The sequence below is a fragment of the Bacillus cereus group sp. MG16 genome, assembly GCF_040459875.1.
Lineage (GTDB): Bacteria > Bacillota > Bacilli > Bacillales > Bacillaceae_G > Bacillus_A > Bacillus_A paranthracis.
Window position 1 is genome coordinate 1,994,203 of record NZ_JARVHE010000001.1, and the last position, 26,720, is coordinate 2,020,922.

Sequence of the window (26,720 nt, forward strand, 5' to 3'; positions counted from 1 at the left end):
AACTCAAACTTTTATGTAAATATGTATAGACATTTGGAAAAGAAAAGAGTAATTTATATAGAGTAAAAAATAACTTGTAACAATTTATAAATATATTGTAAAATGATTGTAACAAAACATACATAAAAATGAAATAATACATAAAAGTAGTATTGGGGAAAAGGGGAGAGTATATTGTTCCGTAAAGTAAAGGGTATATTAGTTGGGGTTTTATGTGTAGCTGTAGTGAGTGGCTGTGGTACAAAAGTAAGTGATGTTGCATTAGTAAGTGATATTGGTGGCCACACGGTAGAGGCTAAAGCAGAAGTACAGGATTCTATTAGTTTAGTAGATGGTCGTACAGGTACGGAAGTAAAAAAGTTAGATTTGTCGAGTCTAGGTTATTTTGAAGATGAAGCGAAATTTAAAAAATCAGTTGAGAAGGTTGCTAGGGAAGTTGGAAAAAATGTTGACAAAAAGATGGTCCCTTCACGTCTAGGATCTGATGGAAGTTGGCAAGAAGGGAAACCTTCTTATGAATTAATGGAAAAAGAATTAGTAGATAAATTATTAAACGTAGGTATGTGGGATTCTTCCTATCAATTACCTATTGTTGAGAAGAAGCCTACTGCAACATTAAGTGATGCGCAAGGAAGTGGTACGGTAATTGGTAGATATGAAACGAATTTAGGTGGCTCAACAGGTGGCCGTATTGAAAATATTCGTTTGTCAGCAGCGAGTATAAATGGAGTTGTATTAGCGAAAGGGGACAGTTTCTCTTTCAATGCATTAATTGGTGATACAACGCCAGATAAAGGATATCAATTAGGAAAAGAAATTGTAGATGGTAAGTTAGTAGATGGATATGGCGGTGGCGTTTGTCAAACATCATCAACATTATACAATGCAGCAGATCAAGCTGGTTTGAAAATGGTAGAGAGAACAACACATTCTAAAACGGTAGGTTACGTTCCACAAGGAAGAGATGCTACAATTGCATATCCATACTTAGACTTAGTGTTTGAAAACACGAATGATGCACCTGTGAAGCTTTATATGGGCATTCAGGGCGGAAAGTTAGTTGCTGAAGTACATAAAATGCGATAAGAATAATAATCTATAAAAAAGCCATGCTTTCTATTAACAATAGAAGCATGGCTTTTTCTGTACGGTTTATCCAGTATTAGTGATACATTTCAAGACTAGGTGAATGTGAGGGACAAGCTATTTGGAAAAGTATTGAATTTAATTCTTAGTTTTCATATTGACATTATGTGTGATTAACTGTATTCTTCATAATAACAACTAAATAAATGGAAAAATTTATTAGTTTTCTTATCGAGAGAGATGGAGGGACTGGCCCGATGAAATCTCAGCAGCAGGCTACAAAAGTACTGTGCTAATTCCAGCAAACGTATGAAGCGTTTGGAAGATGAGGGGAAATGGATTAACATTCAACTCTTCTTATATGTGTAAGAAGAGTTTTTTATTTAGAGAGGGGGGATAGAGTGAAGTTTGATGTAACGTATTTTTTAGAAAGTTTTCCGCAATTATTTAAGTATGTATACATAACTTTAGGAATTACTGTAGTTTCAATGATTATTTCTTTTGTTATAGGGATAGGCTTGGCGATCATAACGAAAAACAAAACGAAATTTCTATATTCTATTGCAAGAGTATATATATCTTTCTTTAGAGGAACACCTTTATTAGTTCAATTGTTCGTATTGTATTTCGGATTGCCACAAATATTCCCAACCTTTACAGTACTTACAGCGATGCAAGCGACTTTAATTGGTCTCAGTTTAAATAATGCAGCGTATTTGTCAGAAATTATTCGGGGTTCATTAAATGCTGTGGAATCAGGACAAATGGATGCTTGTTTATCAGTTGGAATGACAAAGGCGCAAGCTATGCGACAGATTATCTTTCCACAAGCTATTCGTGTTGCAGTACCGTCACTTGGAAATAATTTTGTTGGATTGTTAAAAGAATCTTCGTTATCTTTTGCACTTGGGGTGGCTGAAATTTTAGCGCAAGCGAAAATGTTAGCGGCACAATCGTATCGTTATATGGAAAGTTACTTAGCGGTAGCGATTGTATATTGGATTATTACAATTGTAATTAGCTGGGGACAGAAAAAGTTAGAAAAGAAACTGGATGCACCATACTTGTAACAGAAATGAGGTGATATGTGTGATTGAGGCAAGAGATTTGTATAAGTCTTACAAACAAAATGAAGTACTAAAAGGAATCTCACTTACTGTCGGTAAAGGGGAGGTAGTAGTCATTATTGGACCTTCTGGTTCAGGTAAATCGACACTATTAAGATGTTTAAATTTATTAGAACAACCAGAGGATGGAAGTATTAGAATTGAAGATTTAGAGATTCATGCGAAGAAGCTTTATAAAAAGGAAATAATAAAATTACGCCAAAAAACAGCAATGGTTTTTCAAAACTATAATTTATTTAAAAATAAAACAGCATTGCAAAATATTACAACGCCATTAACAGTTGTACAGAAAAAAAGTGAAGAAGAAGCAAAAAGAATAGGAAGAGAAATATTAAAACAAGTAGGTTTAGCTGAAAAAGAAAATTTTTACCCAACGATGTTATCAGGTGGGCAACAACAAAGAATAGGTATTGCTAGGGCAATGGCTTTAAATCCTGCTGTATTATTGTTTGATGAACCGACTTCTGCACTTGATCCAGAATTAGTGAACGAGGTATTGCAAGTCATTAAGGATTTGGCAAGGCAGCATATAACGATGGTTATTGTCACACATGAAATGAATTTTGCAAAAGAAGTAGCGGACCGTATTATATTTATGGCTGATGGCATTATTGTAGAGCAGGGAACGACAGAAGAAATTTTTCGGAATCCACAAAATGAGCGTACGAAAAAGTTTTTGCGACAATTGAATGCTTCAGAAGAAGGCAATCATTTCGTTATTTAGGAGGGAAAATTATGAGGAAATCATCATTATTACTAACATTGGCATTAACAGTATCGATTGGGCTTTTATCTGCTTGTGGTTCAGATACAGCGAGCAAAAAAACAGATGAAAAAGTAGTGAAAGTTGGGACGTCTGCAGGTCGTAGTCCATTTATTTTTAAAGAGGGTGAGAAAGTAAAAGGTTTTGATGCTGAAATTATTGAAGCGGCTGCTAAAAAAGCTGGATATAAAGTTGAATGGAACGTTTCTGATTTTGAAGGATTATTCGGTTTATTAGATTCAGGTCGTATTGATACGATTGCAAATGAATTATCGGTTTCTCCGGAAAGAAAAAAGAAATATGACTTTTCAATTCCGTATGTATATTCAGGATCTGTTTTCGCGGTGAAGAAAGATAATAATACAATTAAATCGTTAGAAGATCTAAAAGGAAAGACTGTAGGTGTGGGGCTTGGTACAGCTGGGGAACAAGAATTAAAAGCTTTAAATAAAAATAATGCTTTTACAATTAAAACGTTCTCAGAGGATCCAACAGCAGAATTGAACGAAGTAGGACTTGGCCGTGTAGATGCTTACTATAATGATAAAGTGCAAGTAGAAACAACAATTAAAAAAGCGGACTTAGATAATGTGAAAGTAGGATTTGGTCCACTTAAATGGGGAGAGATTGCATTTCCATTTGCAAAAAAGAGCGAAAAGTTAGAAGATATAAATAAATCGTTAAAAGAATTAGAACAAGATGGCACATTAAGCGAAATATCAAAAAAATGGCTGAAAGTTGATGCTACGAAAAAAAAAATTAAGTTATGTTCGTTGAATGTGGCTATTGTCCATCAACTTATATAAAAATAAAAGAGAGTTGGAGAGGAAGTTATTCATGGTACAAATTCATCCGAAAACACGTATTGGTCATGTTGAATTTAAGGTGATAGATTTAGAACGTCAAATTGCCTTTTATGAGAATGTTGTAGGCTTAGAAGTAATTAAGCAAGAGGGGAATAAAGCATATTTATCTGGAAAAGGTGGAAAAAATACATTACTTGTTCTTGAAAAGTTAGAGGACGGGGTACTGCAAGAGCCGCGTACGACTGGTATATATCATGTAGCCTTTTTGGTTCCGACTCGTGAGGCTTTTGCGTCGGCATTATTTGGTGTGATTCGTAATAAGAATGTAATTGATAGTCCAGCTGAGCAAGAGGGGCGTTATACATATTCAAATGAAATTTTACCAATTTCAAGGTTTAATAGTGCGAGTGATCATACGTATAGCGAAGCGTTTTATTTACAAGACTTAGAGGGAAATGGTATTGAAATATATGCGGATCGTCCGCGCGATCAATGGGGAGAAGGGCCAGGAGGAAGTACCCCGCTTGATTTAAAAGAACTAGCAACGCTTGTTGATTATGAATTTGATGGATTACCTGCTAATACTGTCGTTGGACACGTACATTTACGAATAGCTGATGTAGAAAAGTCACACGAGTTTTATGTAGAGACAGTAGGGTTTGAAGTGCAACAACGCGAAGATGACTGCTTATTCATTTCTGCAGGAGGATATCATCACCATATAGGTGCAAATACGTGGAACGGAGTAAATAATCCGCACCCACCGGCATATGCAACTGGATTAAAAGTGTATACGATAGTACTGCCGCATAAAGAAGCGTTAGATGAAGTGAAAGAAAGATTAATAGAAAAACAACATGGAATAAATGAGATTTTAACTGGATTTACTGTAGTAGACCCGAGTGGTATTACAGTACAGTTTGAAATAGAAACAGCATAAAAGAAGTCGGAAGGTGTATAATTACCTTCCGATTTCTTTTTGATACGTAATCCAGGTAGCACAAGGATTGAAAGGAACGGATTTTAATATCTCCATTGCATATATACTTGTTGAATCGAATTCACCTTGAATGAAAGAATAGCCATGTTTATTTACATACATAAATTGTTCGAAAACGAGCAGTTTCAGTAAGGATAAATCGTCTTTCGTGTGAGTTCCGCACCATCCTAGTTCTACCGTATTATCCTTTTCTGATGTATGGAGGAAAGAGTATGCCATAATTTGATGCTCTTCATCTATAATGAGAAAGCTCCCATCTAGTAGTACGTCATCAGCTAAAATCATCTCTTACCAAGTTTGTAGTGGGAATGCGGCAACGGGATTTGCTAGGTGGGTTTGCTCATAATTTTCTTTTACTAAGTAGGCTAGTTTTTCTAATAAATTATTATTTGATACGATGTTCGATAAAGTTTTTACATGATAATTTGAATTAGGGACTATATCGATAGAAACTATTTTTTGTAAGTCTAATATCGGCATATATGTTCTTCGAATTTCCGTAAAATTATGTTCTTCAAAAAACGTTTTTAAATGAGCTGATGTTTCCCATATAGAGGTTTGTAATGGGAGTTTAAAGTTTTCTCGCTTTTGAATCTCGTTTAATAAAAATTCTTCAATGTGTAGCTCTGCATAGAAAGGATTCGTATATATTCGAAAGTATGTGCAGTATGGATGGAAGTTACTGCCCCAGGTGAAAAAGATGCCTACTACATCTTTTTTATAGTAGGCAACATACGCACATTTTGTTTTATTATCTCGTAATAAGTGAAATACGTACGATTCTTCATTGTATAAATCAATAAGTTGTTTTACTTGTAGCTCATTATTTTTACTATACTTCTCTATAACAAGATTATTTTCATTGGAGGACTTCATCATAGCTCAATCCAAAAACGTCTTACTACATTCCCATCTTCCTCAATGAAATCCTCATCACGAAGCCCGCCGTTATGTAAAATTGTTTTTTCTGAAGCAGTATTTACTTCATCGCAAACGATCAGTGCTTTCGTGATGTTTAATTGCTTCGCTTTTTCCAGTGATAATGCTAGTAATTTCGTAGCGTAACCTTTTCTTCTTTCAGAAGGGCGAATGCCATAACCGATATGACCGCCAGCGTTAAATAAATGTTCGGTTAAACTATGACGTATATTAACAGCTCCTACGATCCTATTATGGTCTGTAACGAGCCAATACGTAGAATCTGGTACCCAAGAGTCAGGAAGATTTATTCCATTATGTGCATCGAGTAATTCTTGTACCATAGCAGGGAAGTTAGAAGGATCCTTTGTAATAACCCACGGAATCATCGTTTCACCACTATCTTTCCATTCGTTATAAAAATCTAAGTATTCTTCTTGTAAATCGGTAGTAGGTGTAAGTAAAGAGACGTTCATTGTTAATAAGCTCCTTTATTTATGTAGTATGTATAAAAAAATTACGACACAAAATGAAAGCGTTTTCTTGATTTTCTCAACCTCATTTCATGTTATCCACCTTTGTTTTTTCAAGAAAATGATTGGATGTTTAAAATTAGAAGTTATTTATTTTATGTTAATATTTAAAATATTAACATAAAACAGCCTAGGTATTAAGTGTATTTTAGTAAAATTCCTTCATATCGATAAATGGATGTGTGTGATAATTTTTATTTTATCTATCTATAATGAATGAAAGGGGGAAGGGCTCGTGAGTGTAAATATTGATTTCATTATACGAATCGGTGTTGCTGGTTTTTTAGGAGCAATAATCGGTATTGAAAGGGAAATTCGATCAAAAGAAGCGGGCTTAAAAACACATTTCCTAGTAGCGGTAGGAAGTGCTTTAATAATGGTCGTTTCGAAATATGCTTTTTCAGATATTATGAATGAAGATCATATGGCGCTAGATCCGAGTCGTATTGCAGCGCAAGTTGTTAGTGGAGTAGGTTTTTTAGGTGCAGGTACAATTATTATTCAAAAGCAGGCGGTGAAAGGATTAACGACAGCAGCTGGTTTATGGGCTACAGCAGGAATTGGATTAGCAATTGGTGCTGGTATGTATGTAGTAGGAATTGGAGCGACGATTCTCGTTTTAATTGGTTTAGAGATTGTAAGTCGTATTTTTAAGGTGCAATTTTTATTTCCGCAAAATATAATGGTGCAAATGTGTATAAATAAACGTGAAGCAGTACAACAAATATTAGAAACACTTCATATGAAAGGCATTCCAATACTTTCATATGAAGTGGAAGCTTCACAGCAAGGGATAGAAACTGTTTATAAGGTAGGGATTCAACTGAAAAACATATCGTCAGAAGAAAAGAATGAGTTTATTCAGCATATGCAAACATTACCAGAAGTTACATTCATAAAGTTAAAATCATAGTTTTGAAAACGAGGATAGATGTAGCGGGAATTTCGCTATTATCTATCTTTTTTTGATATAAAACGCACATAAAGTCAAGTGTTAATTTTGCATGGTATGGATACATGTGTGAACGTTACCTTATTTTTTCTCAATACAGTATAAAAAGTAAAAATAGTAAAATAATGGTGCGGTACACTAAAAAATGTAAGGTAGGGGAGAGCATGAAAGGCTATTCAAAAAAAGTGTTAGTAGGGGTAAGTTTTGCTAGTTTAATATTAGGGAGTTTTCAAGGGGACGCATTGGCAGAAGGTACAAAGGGAGAGCAAGTTTCATATCGGAATGTGCTCAAAATGGAGCCGATTGGTTTACAATTACCGGTGCAAGAATTAGCTCATTCATCAAAAGTGTTGGAAAATAAGTCTTTTGAGAAAAGGCTACAATTTGCTGATTTGTCACAAAGACCGCCTGAAGTGAAAAAGGAAAGTAAGCAATTAGCTGTAGCGAAAACGTATACAATTGCTGAATTAAATCAATTGAGCAATCAGCAGTTAGTGGACTTACTTGTAACAATTGATTGGGAGCAAATTACTGGGCTATTTCAGTTTAATAAGGATAGTCTTGCATTCTATCAAAATGATAGTAGAATGCAGGTAATTATTGATAAATTGAACCAACAAGGACAAGCTTATACGAAAGATGATTCAAAAGGGATTGAGACTTTAGTAGAGGTGTTACGATCTGGTTTTTATTTAGGATTTTATCATACAGAATTAAGTAAACTAAATGAGCGAAGTTATCATGATAAATGCTTACCTGCACTAAAAACGATTGCGAATAACCCGAATTTTAAACTCGGTACGTTAGAACAAAATAGAGTTGTCTCATCATATGGAAAATTAATTGGAAATGCTTCAAGTGATGTGGAAACGATCACATCAGCTGCAAAGATTTTTAAACAATATAATGATAATTTTTCTACATTGGTAGATAATCTTTCAGCTGGAAATGCGATTTACGATATTATGCAAGGTGTTGATTATGATATTCAATCATATTTGTACGATACGAGAAAAGCACCGAAAGATACAGTATGGTATCAAAAAATTGATAGCTATATTAATGAATTAAGTCGTTTTGCTTTAATTGGAACGGTGACAGAGAAGAATGGTTGGCTTATTAATAATGGTATTTATTATACAGGTAGACTTGGTACGTTCCATAGTACAGGGACGAAAGGGTTGCAAGTTGTAACAGATGCCATGAAAATCTATCCATATTTAGGTGAGCAATATTTCGTAGCTGCTGAGCAAATTGCGACGAATTATGGCGGGAAAGATGCGAATGGTAAAGTGGTTGATCTAGATCAAATAAGAGAAGATGGTAAGAAAAAATATTTACCGAAAACGTATACGTTCGATGATGGAGCAATTGTGTTAAAAGCTGGAGATAAGGTGACTGAGGAAAAAGTAAAACGTCTATATTGGGCGGCAAAAGAAGTGAAGGCACAATTCCATCGTACGGTTGAAAGTGACCAGCCGTTAGAAAAAGGCAATCCTGATGATGTATTAACGATAGTTATTTATAATAGCCCAGCTGAATATCAATTTAACCGTCAATTATACGGGTATGAAACGAATAATGGCGGTCTTTATATAGAAGGAACAGGTACGTTCTTTACTTATGAACGTACGCCAGAAGAAAGCATTTATAGTTTGGAAGAATTGTTCCGACATGAGTTCACGCATTATTTACAAGGTAGATATGAAGTGCCAGGACTTTGGGGACAAGGGAAGATGTATGAGAATGAGAGATTATCTTGGTTTGAAGAAGGGAATGCGGAGTTTTTTGCAGGTGCAACGAGAACAGATAATGTTGTACCGAGAAAGAGCATTATAGGAGGAATATCTTCAAATCCAGCAGACCGTTATACGGCAGAGAGAACGTTAAATGCAAAGTATGGGACGTGGGATTTCTATAATTATTCCTTCGCTTTACAATCGTACATGTACAATAAGAGATATGATATGTTTGACAAAATTCATGATCTTATTAGAAAAAATGATGTAACAGCATATGATGCATACCGCTCTGCTTTAAGTAAAGATGCGAATTTAAATAAAGAGTATCAAGACTATATGCAAATGTTAGTAGATAACCGTGAGAAATATAATGTTCCATTAGTATCAGATGATTATTTAGCGACGCACGCACCGAAACCAGTTTCAGATATTGCAGCAGAAATTACAGCAGAAGCAAAATTAAGTAATGTATCGGTTAAGAAAAACAAATCACAGTTCTTTCATACATTTACACTACAAGGAACATATACAGGTACGACTGCAAAAGGAGAATATGAAGACTGGAAATCAATTACACAAAACGTAAATGATACGTTAAAACGTTTAAGTGCAAAAGAATGGACAGGCTATAAAACAGTAACAGCGTACTTCGTGAATTATCGTGTGAATGCATCAGGACAATTTGAGTATGATGTTGTATTCCATGGTATTAATACGGAAGAAGGCGCTGTGAATAAAGCGCCAGTTGCGGTTATAAACGGCCCATATAGCGGAAATGTAAATGCAGCAATTTCGTTTAAAAGCGATGGATCGAAAGATGAAGATGGAAAAATTGTTGCTTATAAATGGGAGTTTGGTGATGGTACTGTAAGTAATGAACAAAATCCGACTCATGTATACACAAAAGAAGGAACATATACGGCAAAATTAACAGTAACAGATGATAAAGGGTTAACGAATACTGTTACAACGAATGTAACGGTTCAAAAGAAAGAAGATAATAGTGTAGAAAAAGAGCTGAATAACTCATTCCAGACAGCAAATAAACTGCAATTCAATCAAGTTTTACGTGCTAGTTTAGGAAACGGTGATACGAGTGATTACTTTGAAATAAATGTGGAAACGGCGAAAAACCTGCAAATTAATGTAACGAAGGAAAATAATATTGGAGTAAACTGGGTTCTTTATTCGGAAGCAGATTTAAATAATTATGTTACGTATGCCTAGCAAGAAGGAAATAAGTTAGTAGGAAGTTACTACACGTATCCAGGGAAATATTATTTACATGTGTATCAGTATGGCGGGGGAACAGGGAATTATACGGTAGAAGTGAAATAGTAAAAAGGTCGCCGTGAGTGGCGACCTTTTTGTTGCGTGTTATACAAAAAAAATTACAAAAGCTTGATAGGCACTACCAAGAGAAAATAACGTAGCTACCATATGTGCAGTCCATTTAGGCATATTTAAATTCAATACGACATTATACAAGATTCCATATAAGATACAAATGATTAATATAAATGCAATGAATTGAAGAACTAATAAAAATAGTGGTTGTCCCATTTATTCTCACCTCTTTATTTGATATATTAATATAATAAATTTATAAACGGAAGAATTATTTTTATAAAGTACCAAAAATGCGATATGAAAGGATCATCACCAAAAGATGGGGTTGATAAAATCAACGTTCTGTTTTTAAGCGAATGCGCAAGAAAAGATGGTCATCACTTCTGTAGCCAAACCCACGCCGTTTGATAAGTTTAATCTTATTGTTTGTTCCCTCCATGATTCCATTGGATAAAGGTGACACAATTGTATCGAGCATCGCTTTCTCACGTAATACGAAGCTTTTCACAATTTTCGCAACCGCACCACAAACATGGAATTGATAGCGTTTTATCCAATCAGCTAATCGTCTTTTTGCCTGTTTCGATTACCTCTTGATTACGATTCGGAACGACAGTTAAAACACGCCCTGTATCTGCATTTAGCACACTTGTTGCATACGTGTGCTCTTTACGAATCGCAAACTTATCTACACAAATTCGAGTAGCTATTTCATCATGGAATTGTTCAGGTGTATACCAATAAAACCAGCGCTTTACCGTGGTGTAAGGCAAGTTATATTCGCAAGCAACATCTGACAAAGCGCGCCCCTTACAACGCTGTACAATTTCACGACGAAATGAGGCTGTTGAAGAGTGAATCAGCCCTAACCCGTAATCAAAAGTAAATGTATAATTGCACTGTGTACAACGTTGACGAGGTACCGCTAATTCAATCCAAAGCACTCCAATTCATGCTAAGCATAAGTTTACCAATAAAATAAAAAACAAAGTCTGTAAATTTATGTAAAATAATGATATAATTTAATTGAATATAAAGAAAAAGGAAACCGATACAGCTTGTGCGTATGCAGTGCATTTTGGTCTGGGTCGCAGTCTTTTAACGTGCTCGAACTACAGGAGGAGTAAGCATATTCCCGATGGATCCATTTCTGTACTTCCATTATTTGGGGAAACCCCCTGGTATCCAAGACTAAATTTTACCCATACATCATTTTTTTGATGTAGCTCTTGAAGATAAAAACTATTTAATTTTCAAGGAACAGTTATTAACTTAAAACTTATTATACGAGGAGGGTGTATCATGAAAAAAATATGCTTTGTATTAATTGTCGACGCTGGTATAAATTATGGTTCAATATTTTCTCTACCATTTTTAAGGAATCAGGATGATTTGAAGGAATATTTTTCTGAGTATTATGATGTTTCGATTAATTATATTAGGGATAAAAACTCAGTTGACTATTTGGTAGTTCCTAAACCGTGTCCACCTTTTGATAATGAAAATAATCTTCCAATAATTGAAGTACCAGCAAACTTATTTATGGAAAAGAATTTTGAAAAAATAAAGACTTATATAGACAATTATTTTTCTAATAACTCATAAAGAAAATAAAAGTACAGTAAAAAGAAGTCCGATAAAAAACGAGTGGTGAAGATTCAATGAATAAGGCACAAGCAACATTAGTAAATTACCAGCACCAACTAGATTTAGCTTCTTATTGGGGAGATGGTACCACTTCGTCTTCAGATGGGATGGGCATGCAAATGGGGGTTTCATCTTTACATGCAGACGCAAATCCACAGTACGGAACAGGTAAAGGTGCTACCATTAAAGTCCGATTGGTGAAGGCAAATAATCAGTGGGGGATGAAGAAAACCCAAACTAATTAAAGTTTCACTTTATCGCTTTATGAGTGATCAATTCTCTAGCTTTCATACAAAAGTGATTAATCCGAATGCTAGGGATGCCGTTCATGTCATTGATGGTTTACTACATCACGAAACAGATTTACATATTGAAGAGCATTCTATTGGATCATTACGCCTCTTAGAACATAAATAAAACCCTTGATTTTCTGCTTAGCGTAGACAAATCAAGGGTTTTTCTTTCAAAATCTTTTTTACGCGTTATACCCGAATAATTTTAAACCTTCTTCTGAGTCTGAAATTATCTTTTCGAACTGCAATCCTACTTTTTCTAAAAGCTTTCCTGAATGGATGTTATCAATAGTAGTAATTGCTACAATTCGTTTCAGACCTAGGTTCTGTACACCGTAGTCTATTACAGCAGAAGCTGACTCGTAGCCATATCCATTTGAACGGAATTCTTCTAAAAAGGCAAAGCCGATATCAACATCTTCTAATGAATCTCTTTTAATAAGACCGCACATACCGAGTGGAGTGAGATCTTCTTTTCGCTCTACTAAGTAAAGACCAAATCCAAGTTTGTTATACATATCGATTGGTCCGTTTACAATATAATTTGTTGCGTCTTCCAAGGTTCTAACTCCTTTATTACCGATAAACTGAATCCATGCAGGATCGTTTACTAACTCAAGAATAAACGGAGCATCTTTTATATCGAGCCAACGAAGAATGAGTCGTTCCGTTTCTAGAACTATCAAGCTACTGCACCACCTTTAACATTTATAATCATTAGTATGGATTGTGTAATACAAAATCGCAACATATTTTAAAAGAGCCCGGATTGTTCACATAAAGTTCGTTTGTTTTGTATAAAGGGATATTTTATAATTAGAATTGATTGTAAAGAGTGAGATGCTTATACAATGACTCCTAGGTGACTAGGAGTTTTTACTATATAACTATCATTATTACTAAATATGACACACTACACATTCTACTCAAGGAGGTACATAATGAAGAAATTATATAATGCATCGTTTACGTATTTGATTATCGGTTTATTATCAGGGATTTTCGCTAGGGAGTATGGAAAGTATAAAGGGATTGTAGGATCTACTTTGTTAAACCTTTTACATACACATACACTTGTACTCGGCTTTTTCTTCTTTTTAATTGCTTTAGGATTAGCAAAAGTATTCGCGTTTCATGAAGCGAAAAGTTTTAATAAGTGGTTTGTTGTACATAATATCGCATTAATTTTAATGTTAGGTTCGCTAGCAGCAAGAGGGCTTCTTCAGTTAAATGGAGCGAACTTTAAAGGATTAACTTATATTGTTGGTTTTTCTCATTCGCTGATGGCATTTACTTTAATTTGGTTTATGTTGTTAATAAAGAAGTCGTTTAAAATGTAGTTTTATAGAAAAGAACTTGCGATAGGTATTGCAAGTTCTTTTTGTTTATTCGACAGTATGAAACGAATTGCATATGTATAAAACTTGAATTATTTAATTTTTCGGATTATTATGTATAAAGCACTTAACATATTTTGTAATTCTAATTTATAGAAAGTAGGAGAATGTACGATGGAGATAACAGTAGAGCGTTTAGTAAATGAATTAAAGGGTGTACTTCCCGGCGATCGAGTAGTTGTGAATACGACAGTAAGAGAGTTACATAGTAAAGATGAATCTTATCATGCCAGTAGTTTACCTGATGTAGTAGTTTTTCCGAAAACGACAGAAGAGGTTAGCACGATAATGAAAATAGCGAGTGAGCACGGGACACCCGTCGTTCCGTTTGGGGTAGGTTCTAGTTTAGAAGGACATGTAATTCCTTATGAAAAAGGAATTACGGTTGATTTTTCATTAATGAACAAAATTCTTGAAATAAGAGAGAAAGATTTTCTGGTGAAAGTACAGCCAGGAGTGACTCGTTCTCAGCTCAATAAAGAATTGAAGAAATACGGTTTGTTTTTTAGTGTAGATCCAGGGGCAGATGCAACGTTAGGTGGAATGGCTGCTACAAATGCGAGTGGAACGACAGCCGTGAAGTATGGTGTTATGCGTGATCAAGTTCGTGATTTAGAAGTCGTTCTTGCTAATGGAGAAGTAATACATACTGGGAATTTAGCAGCGAAGTCATCATCAGGTTATCATTTAAATGGTATTTTCGTAGGTTCAGAAGGGACACTTGGATGTTTTACGGAGTTAACATTAAAAGTATACGGTATACCAGAACATGTTATGGCCGCGAGAGCATCGTTTCCAACTATAAATGATGCAGTAGAAGCTGTTATTAACATATTGCAAGCGGGTATTCCGATTGCGAGAATTGAACTCGTTGATGAACTATCTATGAAACAAGTCAATCATTATAGTGAAACAAGTTACAGAGAAGAACCTACATTGTTTTTAGAGTTTCACGGTAATGAAGCAGGGTTAAAGCAAGATGTTGAATTTACGAAGGAAATTGTTTTTGATCATAAATGTAAAGAAGTTGCTTTTGAAACGGAAACTGCAGCGAGAAATAAATTATGGGATGCACGGCATAATCTAGCATATGCTTACGTTCATAGCTATCCTGGTAAAAAGCTTATGAGTACAGACGTATGTGTACCTATTTCAGAATTAGCTGGAGCTATCCAACAAGCGAAAGAGACATTAGAAAAGAATGGTCTTGTTGGTGGTATTCTTGGTCATGTAGGAGACGGGAATTTCCACGTGCTCTTGATGGTTGATCCAAACGATAAAGAAGAAGTGGAAAAAGCAGATGAAATAAATGAAAGTATCGTTCTATATGCTCTTAAACGAGGAGGAACATGTACAGGGGAACATGGCGTTGGTATTGGAAAACGGAAGTATCAGGAAGAAGAACATGGGGAGGCATTACTCGTAATGGAAAAAATAAAGAAAGCTCTTGACCCGCAAAATATTTTGAATCCGAATAAAGTTTTTCAGTTAAAGGATAGGGGATGATGGGGTGAAAGTACTAGAAGCGATAAGTAATATAGCTGGAAAATATTTTGCATTTTGGGTTATTTGTATTGCAGCTATTGCGTATTTTATTCCTGCTCCATTTCTGGGGTTAACTAGTTACATAACGATTTTACTTGGGGTTGTTATGTTTGGGATGGGATTAACGTTAAAGGCTGTTGATTTTAAAATCATTGCTACAAAACCATTGCCAGTTATTATCGGTGTATGTGCTCAGTTTATTATTATGCCACTTGTCGCATACGTACTAGCCTACGTTATGAATCTGCCAGCCGAATTAGCAGCTGGATTAGTGTTGCTCGGTTCAGTACCGGGTGGCACCGCATCAAATGTTATGGTTTATTTAGCAAAAGGGAACTTAGCGCTGTCTATTGCAATGACATCATTATCAACGTTACTAGCACCAATTGCTACACCTCTTATTTTACTATTGCTTGCAGGACAATGGATGCCGGTTAATCCTATGTCTATGTTTCTTTCTATCGTACAAGTTATTATCATACCTATTATTTTAGGATTAGTAGTGAAGAAGTTTTTCCCGAAAACTGTTACGAAAGGAATGACTGTTATTCCTTTCATATCAGTTTTAGCAATTATCATTATTGTTTCAGCGGTAGTTTCAGCAAATGTAAGTAGTATTACTTCTTCAGGCCTTCTTATCTTTATTGCCGTTATGCTCCATAATGCTTTCGGTTTTTTACTCGGATATATAACAGCATTCATACTTAGACTAGACGAAGGGACAAGAAGGGCTATTTCAATAGAAGTAGGAATGCAAAATTCAGGTTTAGGTGTTGCGCTAGCAACTGCACATTTTGGACCAGTTGCCGCACTCCCAAGTGTGTTAGCAGCAGTATGGCATAACATTGCAGGACCGATTTTAGCAACCATCTGGTCAAAAAATGCAAAGGATACTTTCAGTGATGAAACTTTATCGGTAAATATAGAAAAATAGGAATGATAAAGAATGCAAAAACGTATTGTACATTTTGAAGGGCTAGTTGTTTTCATAGCTGCGATTTATGCGTATTCATTATATGAATTTAGTTGGATAATATTTTTTCTGTTCCTTTTAGCTCCGGATTTATCAATGTTAGCGTATGGTATAAATAATCATGTTGGGGCTAACATTTATAATTTATTTCACACATATATCATATCGATATTAATTGTTATCATAGGTGCTTATTTTAAGATAGATATAGTTATTATGATTGGTTTAATATGGACAGCACATATTGGAATGGATCGAATGTTTGGATATGGATTGAAATATGAGAGGCACTTTAAAGATACTCATATTCAAAGGTTATAGTTGCTTTTGAGAAGAGGGATACATTGAAACAGAGAATTACTATCGAAGAATATAACATTAAATGGGAAAGTGAATTTAATAAGCTACAAACTCTCATTAACGATGTAATGGAAGACAGCATTTTATCCATTGAACATGTGGGGAGTACATCTATTAAAGGGCTTGCAGCAAAACCAATATTAGATATTGATATCGTAATAGAAGATTATGAAATCTTTCCTGAAGTAGTAAAAAACTTGAAACGATAGGATACTACCATCAGGCAGAATGGAGCTACAAAGGGAGAGAGGCGTTTGGCAGAAAGGACGCTTTCGTTCCGTGGGACGGAGAAAGTACAGATTGGATGGAACATCATTTGTATGTGTGTGATAAAGAAAGTGAAGAGCTAAGAAGACATATAGCGTTTCGGGATTATCTTCGTGAACATGAAGATGTTGCTGTTGAATATGGACATTTAAAGGAAGAGTTAGCAAGAGAGGCAAAAAGTAGAACGAGCTATAGTGAAGGTAAGACAGCATTTATTACAAATATATTAGAAAAGATAAACTAAGGCGGCATGGAATACATGTTGCCTATTCTTTTGAAATAGAACGCTGCCATTATAAAACAAATACAAACTGGCCCTGTTGAATGCCACAAGACTTAAATATAATGAGAAATAAAAGACCGGAAAAGAGGGAGGTTATGTATATACCAAAATATTTCGCAATACAAGATGAAGAAATGAAGTACGAAATAATGGAACAAAATAGCTTTGCAACGTTATTTTCTCAACATAATGGGGAACCATATGCAACGCATTTACCATTGTTATTAAATAGAGAGACCCTTACTTTACATGGTCACTTCGCACGGCCGAATGAACAGTGGAAAGATATTGGGACTCAGCAAGTACTAGCTATATTTCAAGGACCACATAGTTACATCTCTCCGTCATGGTATGAAACAAACAATGCAGTACCAACATGGAATTACGTTGCAGTGCATGTATATGGTGAATTAGAAATTGTTGAAGATGAACAGGAATTAATAGATTCTCTTCAAGAGTTAGTACATAAGTATGAAGATCCAGAGAGCGCCTACTCACTTAATGATGTAGACCCGAATTATATGGGAGGATTAAGTAAGGGAATAGTTGGGTTCAAAGTAAAGATAAATAAAATAGAAGGAAAAGCGAAGTTAAGTCAAAATCATTCTGTAGAGAGACGGAAATTAGTTGTGGAGGAACTTGAGAAAGTTGGTAGTGAGGGGAGTAAGGGGATTGCTAGAATGATGACATGGAATTCATTGTGATAGAAAAAACAAGTTATATATTATTGATTTTGATAATGTAAATGAAATAAGAGAGCTAAGAAAAAGAAGCAAAAATTTTAACGAATAAAAATGAAGTCATACGATAATGAATGACTTCATTTTTTCGCGTGAACAAATGTATAGATCAACCGCCTCCATCACCTACAGAAAGGCTTTGTATCTTAGTATTAGAATGATCCAAATTTGTTGGACTTGTTATACCAGTACTAAATGCTAGTATTGTAACGATTCCCATAAAACTTAAGAGTAATTTTTTCATTTTAATCCTCCTTTAGCATTTGCTTTTTTCTTTGCTTGTAATGCCATATAAAAATATTTACTTGCTTCAGAATGTTCGTTTTCATCATAGAATTTAATTGCCAATGTTTCATATTGTTCCTGAACATCTTCGTATAATTTTTCGCGTTCGAAATATTTAATTCCTGCTAATGCTATTTTTTCAAGTGTTTTAACAGGTGAACTGTTATTTAGTTCTTGTAAAATCATAAAGCGATGTTGGAACTCCTCTTGTTTTAGTTCGTTACTAATATTTAATCCTCTTTTTATTAGCTCGTCTGCGACGCTAAGTTCCTTTAATTTGTAGTATTCTAAAGCACTAGCAAAGATAGCTTTATAATGATTTGGGGATTTCTCGATAACTTCAGAGAGATAACGAATAGCTAATGCATTAAGATTTTGATTTGAATACATCCATCCTAAGTTATGTCGAACCATTAAAATGAATTTTTCTTCTCCTGTTTTTTGGAATTGATTCATTGCAGCTGTAAAGTGTTCTTCAGCAAGTTCCCATTCTTTTAAGTTTATACATGCTAAACCTAAAATGTTATCACAAAAAGCTACATTCACTTCATATCCTAGATGATTAGAAAACATATCTTTAGCTTTTGTTACTTCTTTGATGGCTTGAAGTGCTTGTTGATTATCATAGTAGGAATATCCTAGTTTATAGTAGAACTCTGCTTTCTCAATTTCATCTGGAATGTATTGAAGCAAAGCTTCAGCTTTATCATAATGTTCTCTCGCTAGTATATAGTTTCCAATTGCATCTGAGTGAATAGCTTTAAAGAAATGATAGTAATATGATAAGAAATTATTTGTTGGAATTTCAAACGACTCAATTTTATTAAAACTGTCTTTAGAGACGCCTAAATTATCAATTAAATAATTATATCGGAAATTTAGTAAAGAATAATATAGCAATAAGTTTTGATCAGGTATACCTTTTGGATAGTCGTTTTTTAAAATATTGATTCTATTATCTATTTGTTCTTTAAAACGGTTTGCGCTATCAATGCGTCTTAAACGGATTTCTATGTACCACTCATTTAATAGTTGTGTGATTTGTTCACTTTTAGTGGATGTAAACATGAAGATTCCTCCTTTTTAGAATATTCTTATAAATAATGATAACAAAAATAATAATACTAAAAAGCAAAACTTATATTTCTCAACATTTTTCACGAAGATAATCAATTAATATGATTGGAATAGTGATATATGTGTGGTTTGATTGGAGTACGATTTATGCCTATGTAAAAAATGTGCCTTCAATAATTGAAAGCACATTAAAAGAGATTAAACCATCAAGTCCCACAAAAAGTACGATAAGGACGATTCGTAGGCGCAGGTGGAGCGCAGTATTCTTCTTGATCTGTAGAATACGCATAAGGATTTGCTAGAGCTTCAAGAAGTTTCTCCATTATGCTATAATCTCCACTTGTAACAGCTGCTTCTAATGCTTCTTCTACACGGTGGTTCCTAGGGATGATGGATGGGTTATTATTTTTCATCATTTCGTAGGCATTTTCTTTCGATTCTTCTTGTCGTTCTAATCGAGATTGCCACAGTTTGTACCATTCTTTAAATTCAGGACTTTCAAATAGAGCTGTATTTTCGATCGTATTAAGAGTTAATGAACGGAATGTATTTGTGTAATCCGCTTTATATTTCTCCATCATTTTTAAAAGTTGCTCAATAAGTGATTGATCTTGTTCTTCATTGCTAAATAGTCCTAATTTCTTTTTCATTCCAAGGAACCACTGGTTTTCATACTGTACGCTAAATTTTGAAATTTCATCTTGAGCAATCTTTAATGCTTTTTCTTCATCTTCGTGCAGGATTGGTATTAAAGATTCAGCTAGTCGCGCGAGATCCCATGCGGCCATATATGGCTGATTTCCATATGCGTAGCGACCTTGTGTATCAATCGAGCTAAATACGGTTCCTTGATCATAATTATCCATAAATGCACAAGGACCGTAATCAATCGTTTCTCCGCTAATTGTTATATTGTCAGTGTTCATTACACCGTGGATAAATCCAACAAGTTGCCATTTAGCGATGAGGCTTGCTTGTTTCTTTATGACTTCTTGTAGCAATGCAGTATATCGGTTTTCATGAGCTTCAATTTCTGGATAATGCCTTTTTATTGTATAGTCAGCTAGTGATTGAAGATCCTCGATAGAACCGCGAGCTGCAGCATATTGAAATGTGCCGACGCGTATATGGCTACTTGCTACTCTAGTCAAAATAGCTCCAGGTAACTTTGTTTCACGATAGGTTGGTTCACCAGTTGTGACAACTGCTAAACTGCGGGTAGTTGGGATATCAAGTGCATACATTGCTTCGCTAATAATATATTCACGTAGCATCGGACCGAGTGCAGCACGACCATCACCGCGGCGTGAATACGGAGTAGGGCCAGAACCTTTTAGCTGAATGTCAAAACGTTTACCTGAAGGAGTAATTTGTTCGCCAATTAAAAGAGCACGACCGTCGCCTAACATATTAAAATGCCCGAATTGATGACCAGCATATGCTTGAGCTAATGGATGAGCGTCTTCTGGGAGAGCATTACCGGCGAAAATAGCGATTTCGGCTTCTTTCTTCAGTTCTTCAGGATTAAAGCCAAGAGATATTGCTAGCGAATGGTTTAGCTTAACTAACTCCGGTGAACTTACGGGAGTAGGGGGGATTTCTGTATAAAATGATTGTGGTAAAGTCGTATAACTATGGTCTAAATTCCAACCAGCTTCATTATTTTTAGTCATTTTATCTCCTCCTTGTTTATTTTTTTATTATGTATTTGTACGTATGTATTCTTTGTAAAATTAGCTAAAAGTATAATATGATATTTCCCCTTGCAATCTATTGTAAGGACTTCAGTACACTATGTCTATTTAACAGCAAATTTAAAACCTCCATTTTAAGAAAATGGAGGTTTTATTATTATTTCATTTTTACAATTATTTTCCCCTTTGCTCTTCCAGCCTCTGAATATTCCATTGCTTTTTGAGCATCCTCAAAAGGGAAAACGCGATCGATTACCGGTTTGATTTTGCCAGCTTCAATATAGTTTGCAATAGTGCGTAATTGATCGCCGCTTGGCTTCATAAATAAAAATGAATATTGAGCATTATGCTTTTTTTCAAGTGCAGTAAGTTTTTTGCTTGCTAATGAAAATAAGAATGTTTTAAAAAATCCAGAACCAAATTCTTTACCGAAACGAGCATTTGGCATTCCTGAAACAGAAACAATGTTGCCACCGCTTTTTATAATATCGAATGATTTTTCAAGTGTTGTACCACCGATTGTATCAAATACTGCATCATAATCTTTTAGTATTTCTTCAAATTTTTCTGTTTTATAATTAATAATTTGATCTGCGCCAAGAGACTTTACTAAATCGGAACCAGCTTCACTAGCAGTTGTTGTAACGGTAGCGCCCATTATTTTTGCTAACTGAATTGCGAAAGTACCAACACCGCCAGATCCAGCGTGAATTAAAATGTTTTGACCTTTTTGTAATTGCATAATGTCATGTAATGCTTGGTATGATGTTAAGCCAACAAGTGGAATTGAAGCAGCTTCTTCAAAACTTAAATTTTTCGGTTTTAAAGCTATGTCATCTTCATGAATGGCTATATACTCCGCAAAAGTACCAATCTTATTTTTTCTTGGACGTGCATATATTTCATCGCCGACTTTAAAACGAGTTACTTTTGATCCAACCTTTATGATGACACCAGAAAAGTCATTCCCAAGGATTAGGGGCATTTCATATTTAAGTAACATCTTTACTTTTCCATCGCGTATTTTAAAATCAATTGGGTTAATACTAGCTGCATGAATTTCTGCGAGCACTTCATGCTCATTTATTTCAGGAATAGGTACCTCTGTCATGCGCATTGGAACTTTTCCGTACTTATCAATTATCATCGCTTTCATTTCTTATACCTCCAAATTTCAATAAAGTGAAACTTTAATCAGTGGGGGGGTTCTTCATCCCCCACTGATTATTAGTTGAACCAATCGGACTTTTATGGGCAGTTGATCCCCTATCTAAATTCTTTGCTTTCGCTGAATTCTGAGGTGGGGGTCTTACTGCCCGTTAAAGTGGGATAAAAGTTGTGCAATAGCTTTTCGATATCTAATACAAGATTTTTTAATAAACTTAATTTTGTACGTATATCAATATAATAAAAGTTTTTTGTACCTTCTTTTCGCATTAAAATAATACCGGCTTCTCGTAAAATTCTAAGGTGATGTGATACCGCTGGTCGAGAAAGGTGTGTTTGTTTCGTAATTTCACCTACACGTAATCCTGTTTGACATTCCGTTTCCATGAGAACTAACAAAATAGCTTGACGTGTTTCATCGCCAATTGCTAATAATACTTTTTGAGAATCTATAAAATCTTTTTTTATAACATTTAATTGTTCTTTTTTATTCATTTCAATCACTATACCTCCTGGAAATTAGTCGAAAGGTTTAAGATGATGGACCATTACATCGATACGGTAATGCTACATGATTATTGTATGTGCTGCAATATTGGGAAAGAAAATCGAGACGAATGAAATTTTTATGTTGAAAATGGTAGGGGGATAAACAAGGCTTTAATAATACGTTGTTTACAGATGAGAAAGGTTAAGCTATTGGCCAAAAAATTAAGCGGTCGTAACCTTATATAATTTATAGGGTTACGACCGCTTATCATGTTTTTATTATTTTAAAGTGAGTTGTTTCGTTTTACTCTTTCATACATGCATAATTCAAGCTGATTATAGATGTATGAAAAAGTAAAAAAAATTGGGGGCGTAATCTATCTATATGATAATTTAAACTGAAATATAAGTCTATATCTTTGTTGTTTTTTTGATTATATTTATATCACTGAGCTCAGAACAATGATGTGGAGGATAAGTATATGGAATCGAATGATGTACCAGTTTTAATTGTTGGAGGGGGATTATCAGGGTTAGCATCTGCGTTATTTCTTGCAAAACATAATATTGAGTACTTACTTATTGAAAGGCATCCGTCTACTGCAATTCATCCAAAAGCAGGTGGAATCACTTTTCGTACGATGGAGTTATTTCGAGAATTAGGTTTAGAACAAAGAATTAGATCAGCGGGTAAAGCGTTAGAAAATTGCCGAGGAAGAATAGCGGTGCATACAATAGCTGAGGCGAATCAGGAAGAATTGGCACAAATGAGGGCGAATCAGTATGAAAATGATGAAAAGTTACTTCAGAAAATAGAAGAGATTAGTCCATTAAAACAAACTGCTTGTTATCAAATTACTTTAGAAGAGATCATGTTACAAGAAGCGAGAACATTAGGCGGAGAATTATCTTTTTATCATGAATTAGTTTCTTATGAACAAAATGAGCAAGGAGTAATCGCAACGATTCGGAATCGTGAAACGGAAGAAGAAAGTATTATTCATTGTGACTATGTAATTGCAGCGGATGGAGCGAAAAGTAAAACACGTGAGCAGCTAGGGATACGTACCGATGGAAGAGGTACAATCGGTGGCTATTATATGAATATTTATTTTGAAGCAGATTTAAGTGAGTTTATGCAAGGAGATGCATTTGGTTTTACTATGGTACTTCATCCTGAAGTTCTTGGTGCACTTATTCCAGTTGATAACGCAAGAAGGTGGATTTATCATGTATCCTACGATCCATTAAAAGGAGAGGGGCCAAAGGATTTCACTATAGAACGTTGTAAACAAATTATTCAAACCGCAATAGGAAGTACAAATGTTGAGTCAGAAATAGTAAGTGTTTTACCGTGGGAAGCGACTGAAAGTACTGCTACAAAATTTCAAGATAATCGAATCTTTTTAGTTGGAGACTCAGCGCATATTATGCCGCCAACAGGAGGATTTGGTTCGAATACAGGAATACAAGATGCGCACAATCTAGCCTGGAAATTAGCGGCTGTTATAAAAGGAAAGGCAAAACCAAAACTGTTAGAAACATATCATAAAGAGAGATATCCTGTTGCAAAATTAACGACAGATTATGCAAGTAGTTTACTGTTTCGTGCTGCGAATAGAGAGGAAGGCAGTTTGAATAAGATGGATGGTTTAGCTGTAACTGCTGGGTATCATTATAGTTCAGATGCAATAATAGATGATGACTCAGTCACTCCACATAGAATGGATATAGTACAGTTGAACGGAAGACCTGGAACGCGAGCACCACATTTTATTGGAATGTATGAGGAGAAAGAAGTCTCTGTCCTTGATTTATTAGGTAACGATTTTGTTTTGCTTACTGGAGCAGAAAATGATTCTTGGGCTGAATCAGCACATACTGTTTCAGCTAAATTAGGAGTAAATATAAAAGTATATCGCGTTGGTTTAAGTGGAGATTTTATTGCTCAAGAAAATGTTTTTAGCGAATTATATGGTTTAAGTGATGGAGGAGCTGTATTAATTAGACCAGATGCTTTTATAGGATGGCGTTCGGAAAAAGAGGTAGTAAATCTAGATGTAGTGATTGAAGAGGTAATGGGTAATTTATTATGTGATTTTTAAGTAACTAAGGAAGTATTGTCTTTTATAGAACGATACTTCTATTTTTTTAGCTTAAAAAATAAAGATTGTGTAGTGAAGAGACATTATTATTATAAAAATATATGCAAATTAATTCTCTTTCTTTTTTTGTTATTAGAATTTTTTTAGTTTTTAGTTATAAGTGTTGGCAATTACTAGATTGAATCATTTTTTTATTGTATTATATTTCCTAGAGATTACATACTACATTACCTCTAGCCGAAGTAAAGCAAATAGACGATGTAAAAAGACATATTTTATCACCAAAAGAATTTCTTAAAGATTGATTAAAATTAAAAACAATTGCTTTAGGCTATACAGCAATTGGGGTTGGTACAACTGCTGTAAGTGCTTTTGCGGGAGCCAAAGCAGGTGCATTGGTTGGAACTTTTTTGGGAGGTCCAATCGGAACTGCTGCTGGGGCTTGTATTGGCTTTGGTGTTTCTATAGGAGCTAGTATAGTAACTGATGGAATCAAAGGTGATTGGAATCATGATGGTAAACAGGATTCGATAAAAGATAAAGTTAAAACTGGAATCGGAGCAACTTTAGATAAAATTTTTTAGTTTTTGGGAGATAAATATGGAAAAATACCACGGAAAGAGCACGGAACAAATTATTCAGAAAGTGATGCCTGGCAGTGTAAGATCGAGTGTCGTTATGGTATGGGTAGTTATTAATTTTATGATTTTAACCCCATTTTTATTTCCACCAACCTTTACTATATACTTATATATAATTTTACCTTTTCTTTTGATTGCTAATATATGGGGAGTATGGGTATTTTTTTATAAACCAAATGAGCTAAGGTTGGTACACATTTTATATAATGGATTTATGGGAATAACTTTTTCTTTTGGAAGCTTTATAGTGATTCAAAAGATTGCATATACTTTTATTAAAATTGAAACACCTCTGTTTTTTATTGTTACTTTTCTGCTTTACATTCTTACAAACTATAAATTAATTTCTATTGGAATGAAAAGTTTTTTAAGGCGATTAAACAATGAAGAAAATGATAATATAAAAATTTCTCCAATTGTGTATGTATCAGGATTGGGATATGTTATTGGACAAATATGCATAGGTACATTATCACAAAACGGTTTAGCGACGGTCTTAATTTTAGTCTTTTCTTTATTTGCTGTTGTGCTTAGTATATCTGGAGTATATATATATATGGGTATATGTTGATTTGAAGAGGAAAGAAATGGATGGGATGCATAATGGACAAATATAATGGCAACAACATAGTGGATTGTATACGAATATTAATACCATTTGATATAAGAAATATTGTAGGGGCCTTTATGTGGGTTATCATGAATTTTATGCTACTTATCATTTTATTCATATTTCCACCGTTCAATATATACTCTTACGTAGCTTTACCATTTTATGTGATATGTAATCTATGGGGGATTTGGGTTTCCATTTATAAGCCTCGGCAGCCTCAGTTGCAACATTTATTATATTCTGGATTTGTTACGTTAAGTATTTCATTATGTAGTTTTATAGCTGTGCAAAAGTTAGCTTACGAATTCGTAGAAATAGAATCTCCTTTATTTTTTATTCTATCGCTTATTGCATATAGTTTAATTGTTTATAAATCTGAATTATTCTGGATTAAATATTTTACAGCCCGCTTAAGAGGGACAACGGATCAAGATGTGAAAATCCCTAAAATTGTATTTTTTTCAAGTTTAGGTTATATGATTGGTCAAATTAGTATTGGAATTTTGAGCCAAAAGGCTATGGCTATTTTATTAATCATTCTCTTATCATTTTTTTCCGTTGTGTTCTTAGCTCTAAGTACACATGTATATTTTTACTTTGATTTTAGAAAACAAGGTATTACTTCGGGACATTTAAAAGAATTACATTCTCAAAAGAAACCTAAATTGTCAAGGAAGGAAAGGAGACAATCCACGGCTACTTCGGGGCATGTAAATATACCACATTCTCAAAAGAAACCTAAACTTACAAGAACGGATATACGAAATTAAGAATTTGTAATTAAGTAAAGCCTAGATTTACGTAAATATCATGTCAAATGACAATAGAATTTTATCTTGTATGAATGGAAATTAAAGAAGTTACATA

The 26,720-nt window shown here is 34.5% G+C and carries 24 protein-coding genes, 6 pseudogenes and 1 riboswitch; of the genes and pseudogenes, 19 read left to right on the plus strand and 11 right to left on the minus strand.

Annotated elements, in window-relative coordinates:
- Positions 1 to 174 precede the first annotated feature (174 nt).
- The 5 genes from QCI73_RS10230 to QCI73_RS10250 all read left to right on the plus strand — a co-directional run bounded on the left by QCI73_RS10230 (position 175) and on the right by QCI73_RS10250 (position 4,722).
- Complete coding sequence (locus tag QCI73_RS10230) at positions 175 to 1,086, plus strand: VanW family protein (RefSeq protein ID WP_327922805.1); 912 nt, start codon at positions 175 to 177, stop codon at positions 1,084 to 1,086.
- A 225-nt stretch (positions 1,087 to 1,311) separates the two neighbouring features.
- Positions 1,312 to 1,418, plus strand: a riboswitch (SAM riboswitch).
- 69 nt (positions 1,419 to 1,487) lie between these two features.
- Entirely contained in the window at positions 1,488 to 2,156 is a 669-nt protein-coding gene (locus tag QCI73_RS10235; protein ID WP_000667175.1) for an amino acid ABC transporter permease, read from the plus strand.
- 19 nt (positions 2,157 to 2,175) lie between these two features.
- Positions 2,176 to 2,937: an amino acid ABC transporter ATP-binding protein gene (locus QCI73_RS10240; protein ID WP_029439257.1), complete on the plus strand. Its 762-nt coding sequence runs from the start codon at positions 2,176 to 2,178 to the stop codon at positions 2,935 to 2,937.
- Positions 2,938 to 2,948: 11 nt separating this feature from the next.
- A complete protein-coding gene (locus QCI73_RS10245; protein WP_353822837.1) occupies positions 2,949 to 3,782 on the plus strand; it encodes an amino acid ABC transporter substrate-binding protein in 834 nt (277 codons plus the stop codon).
- Positions 3,783 to 3,813: 31 nt separating this feature from the next.
- On the plus strand, positions 3,814 to 4,722 hold the full coding sequence (locus tag QCI73_RS10250; RefSeq protein ID WP_318582468.1) for a VOC family protein: 909 nt from the start codon (positions 3,814 to 3,816) through the stop codon (positions 4,720 to 4,722).
- 21 nt (positions 4,723 to 4,743) lie between these two features.
- Here QCI73_RS10250 and QCI73_RS10255 read toward each other — a convergent pair.
- Positions 4,744 to 5,661: pseudogene (locus tag QCI73_RS10255) on the minus strand (GNAT family acetyltransferase).
- Positions 5,658 to 6,176 carry a GNAT family N-acetyltransferase gene (locus tag QCI73_RS10260; protein WP_001103128.1) on the minus strand — a complete coding sequence of 173 codons (519 nt, stop codon included), beginning with the start codon at positions 6,174 to 6,176 and terminating at the stop codon, positions 5,658 to 5,660. The pseudogene QCI73_RS10255 and the gene QCI73_RS10260 overlap by 4 nt, the downstream one beginning before the upstream one ends.
- Positions 6,177 to 6,468: 292 nt before the next feature.
- Here QCI73_RS10260 and QCI73_RS10265 point away from each other — a divergent pair, with 292 nt between their 5' ends.
- Both QCI73_RS10265 and colA read left to right on the plus strand, forming a co-directional pair.
- The gene (locus QCI73_RS10265; protein WP_353822838.1) at positions 6,469 to 7,146 is read left to right on the plus strand and encodes an MgtC/SapB family protein; all 678 of its coding nucleotides are present in this window, start codon (positions 6,469 to 6,471) and stop codon (positions 7,144 to 7,146) included.
- A 203-nt stretch (positions 7,147 to 7,349) separates the two neighbouring features.
- Positions 7,350 to 10,265 (plus strand): annotated as a pseudogene (gene colA / locus QCI73_RS10270) (collagenase ColA).
- 39 nt (positions 10,266 to 10,304) lie between these two features.
- Here the strand turns inward: colA and QCI73_RS10275 are convergent.
- The 3 genes from QCI73_RS10275 to QCI73_RS10285 form a co-directional block, all read right to left on the minus strand.
- Positions 10,305 to 10,490 carry a hypothetical protein gene (locus QCI73_RS10275; RefSeq protein WP_071741760.1) on the minus strand — a complete coding sequence of 62 codons (186 nt, stop codon included), beginning with the start codon at positions 10,488 to 10,490 and terminating at the stop codon, positions 10,305 to 10,307.
- Positions 10,491 to 10,611: 121 nt separating this feature from the next.
- Positions 10,612 to 10,830 (minus strand): transposase, encoded by a 219-nt coding sequence (locus tag QCI73_RS10280; protein ID WP_353824100.1) that lies wholly within the window; start codon positions 10,828 to 10,830, stop codon positions 10,612 to 10,614.
- A gap of 4 nt (positions 10,831 to 10,834) precedes the next feature.
- On the minus strand, positions 10,835 to 11,221 hold the full coding sequence (locus tag QCI73_RS10285) for a transposase (RefSeq protein WP_262726003.1): 387 nt from the start codon (positions 11,219 to 11,221) through the stop codon (positions 10,835 to 10,837).
- A 358-nt stretch (positions 11,222 to 11,579) separates the two neighbouring features.
- Here QCI73_RS10285 and QCI73_RS10290 point away from each other — a divergent pair, with 358 nt between their 5' ends.
- Both QCI73_RS10290 and QCI73_RS10295 read left to right on the plus strand, forming a co-directional pair.
- Complete coding sequence (locus QCI73_RS10290; protein ID WP_262726002.1) at positions 11,580 to 11,882, plus strand: hypothetical protein; 303 nt, start codon at positions 11,580 to 11,582, stop codon at positions 11,880 to 11,882.
- Between the two features lie 47 nt (positions 11,883 to 11,929).
- Positions 11,930 to 12,305, plus strand: a pseudogene (locus QCI73_RS10295) (Tn3 family transposase); the annotation flags it as partial.
- A gap of 94 nt (positions 12,306 to 12,399) precedes the next feature.
- Here the strand turns inward: QCI73_RS10295 and QCI73_RS10300 are convergent.
- Positions 12,400 to 12,903: a GNAT family N-acetyltransferase gene (locus QCI73_RS10300; RefSeq protein WP_353822839.1), complete on the minus strand. Its 504-nt coding sequence runs from the start codon at positions 12,901 to 12,903 to the stop codon at positions 12,400 to 12,402.
- 255 nt (positions 12,904 to 13,158) lie between these two features.
- On the opposite strand from QCI73_RS10300, the gene QCI73_RS10305 reads away from it, so the two are divergent.
- The 6 genes and pseudogenes from QCI73_RS10305 to QCI73_RS10330 all read left to right on the plus strand — a co-directional run bounded on the left by QCI73_RS10305 (position 13,159) and on the right by QCI73_RS10330 (position 17,746).
- Positions 13,159 to 13,557: a DUF2871 family protein gene (locus tag QCI73_RS10305; protein WP_353822840.1), complete on the plus strand. Its 399-nt coding sequence runs from the start codon at positions 13,159 to 13,161 to the stop codon at positions 13,555 to 13,557.
- Between the two features lie 171 nt (positions 13,558 to 13,728).
- The gene (locus tag QCI73_RS10310) at positions 13,729 to 15,120 is read left to right on the plus strand and encodes an FAD-binding oxidoreductase (RefSeq protein WP_353822841.1); all 1,392 of its coding nucleotides are present in this window, start codon (positions 13,729 to 13,731) and stop codon (positions 15,118 to 15,120) included.
- 4 nt (positions 15,121 to 15,124) lie between these two features.
- Positions 15,125 to 16,093: a bile acid:sodium symporter family protein gene (locus QCI73_RS10315; protein WP_353822842.1), complete on the plus strand. Its 969-nt coding sequence runs from the start codon at positions 15,125 to 15,127 to the stop codon at positions 16,091 to 16,093.
- A 12-nt stretch (positions 16,094 to 16,105) separates the two neighbouring features.
- Positions 16,106 to 16,453 carry a DUF4260 domain-containing protein gene (locus tag QCI73_RS10320; protein WP_048550272.1) on the plus strand — a complete coding sequence of 116 codons (348 nt, stop codon included), beginning with the start codon at positions 16,106 to 16,108 and terminating at the stop codon, positions 16,451 to 16,453.
- 23 nt (positions 16,454 to 16,476) lie between these two features.
- Positions 16,477 to 17,003: pseudogene (locus QCI73_RS10325) on the plus strand (GrpB family protein).
- A 134-nt stretch (positions 17,004 to 17,137) separates the two neighbouring features.
- The gene (locus QCI73_RS10330) at positions 17,138 to 17,746 is read left to right on the plus strand and encodes an FMN-binding negative transcriptional regulator (RefSeq protein WP_353822843.1); all 609 of its coding nucleotides are present in this window, start codon (positions 17,138 to 17,140) and stop codon (positions 17,744 to 17,746) included.
- A 145-nt stretch (positions 17,747 to 17,891) separates the two neighbouring features.
- On the opposite strand, the gene QCI73_RS10335 is transcribed toward QCI73_RS10330, so the two are convergent.
- The 5 genes from QCI73_RS10335 to QCI73_RS10355 form a co-directional block, all read right to left on the minus strand.
- A complete protein-coding gene (locus QCI73_RS10335) occupies positions 17,892 to 18,026 on the minus strand; it encodes a hypothetical protein (RefSeq protein ID WP_000735070.1) in 135 nt (44 codons plus the stop codon).
- Positions 18,023 to 19,135, minus strand: a complete 1,113-nt coding sequence (locus tag QCI73_RS10340; protein WP_353822844.1) for a response regulator aspartate phosphatase — start codon at positions 19,133 to 19,135, stop codon at positions 18,023 to 18,025. Before QCI73_RS10340 ends, QCI73_RS10335 begins: the two co-directional genes overlap by 4 nt.
- A 215-nt stretch (positions 19,136 to 19,350) precedes the next feature.
- Positions 19,351 to 20,817, minus strand: a complete 1,467-nt coding sequence (locus tag QCI73_RS10345; protein ID WP_353822845.1) for a protein adenylyltransferase SelO — start codon at positions 20,815 to 20,817, stop codon at positions 19,351 to 19,353.
- Positions 20,818 to 20,995: 178 nt separating this feature from the next.
- Complete coding sequence (locus QCI73_RS10350; protein ID WP_353822846.1) at positions 20,996 to 21,994, minus strand: NADP-dependent oxidoreductase; 999 nt, start codon at positions 21,992 to 21,994, stop codon at positions 20,996 to 20,998.
- Positions 21,995 to 22,104: 110 nt separating this feature from the next.
- Positions 22,105 to 22,509, minus strand: a complete 405-nt coding sequence (locus QCI73_RS10355; RefSeq protein WP_353822847.1) for an ArsR/SmtB family transcription factor — start codon at positions 22,507 to 22,509, stop codon at positions 22,105 to 22,107.
- A 467-nt stretch (positions 22,510 to 22,976) separates the two neighbouring features.
- Between QCI73_RS10355 and QCI73_RS10360 the strand changes: the two genes are divergently transcribed.
- The 4 genes and pseudogenes from QCI73_RS10360 to QCI73_RS10375 all read left to right on the plus strand — a co-directional run bounded on the left by QCI73_RS10360 (position 22,977) and on the right by QCI73_RS10375 (position 26,623).
- Positions 22,977 to 24,599, plus strand: a complete 1,623-nt coding sequence (locus QCI73_RS10360) for an FAD-dependent oxidoreductase (RefSeq protein WP_353822848.1) — start codon at positions 22,977 to 22,979, stop codon at positions 24,597 to 24,599.
- A gap of 221 nt (positions 24,600 to 24,820) precedes the next feature.
- Positions 24,821 to 25,183: pseudogene (locus tag QCI73_RS10365) on the plus strand (WXG100 family type VII secretion target); the annotation flags it as partial.
- Between the two features lie 16 nt (positions 25,184 to 25,199).
- A pseudogene (locus QCI73_RS10370) lies at positions 25,200 to 25,857 on the plus strand (hypothetical protein).
- Positions 25,832 to 26,623, plus strand: a complete 792-nt coding sequence (locus QCI73_RS10375; RefSeq protein ID WP_262725987.1) for a hypothetical protein — start codon at positions 25,832 to 25,834, stop codon at positions 26,621 to 26,623. The pseudogene QCI73_RS10370 and the gene QCI73_RS10375 overlap by 26 nt, the downstream one beginning before the upstream one ends.
- Positions 26,624 to 26,720: the final 97 nt, after the last annotated feature.